Origin of the sequence: Rhodobium orientis, from assembly GCF_003258835.1 — a bacterium.
Taxonomy (GTDB): Bacteria; Pseudomonadota; Alphaproteobacteria; order Rhizobiales; family Rhodobiaceae; genus Rhodobium; species Rhodobium orientis.
Window position 1 is genome coordinate 1 of record NZ_NPEV01000177.1, and the last position, 267, is coordinate 267.

Sequence of the window (267 nt, forward strand, 5' to 3'; positions counted from 1 at the left end):
CGAAGGCAGCTCCATCGCCAAGCTTCCGACGAAAGAAGTGGCAAAGGAGCTGGCCATTCTTCCTCAAGGCCCTTCGGCTCCGGAAGGCTTGACCGTTCTCCAGCTCGTTAGGCAGGGGCGGTATCCTTACCAAAACTGGCTGAAGCAATGGTCAGCAGAAGATGAAGAGGCCGTGCAAAGGGCTTTGAAAGCGACAAGAATGGAAGAACTGGCTGAGCGTACAGTCGATTCCTTGTCAGGAGGCCAGCGGCAGCGCGCTTGGATCGC

Annotated in this window: 1 protein-coding gene; it reads left to right on the forward strand. The window is 56.9% G+C overall.

Annotation, left to right across the window (positions count from 1 at the left end):
- Nucleotides 1–267, forward strand: a 267-nt coding sequence (locus CH339_RS25725; RefSeq protein WP_146610310.1) for an ATP-binding cassette domain-containing protein, incomplete at both ends; no start/stop codon positions are given.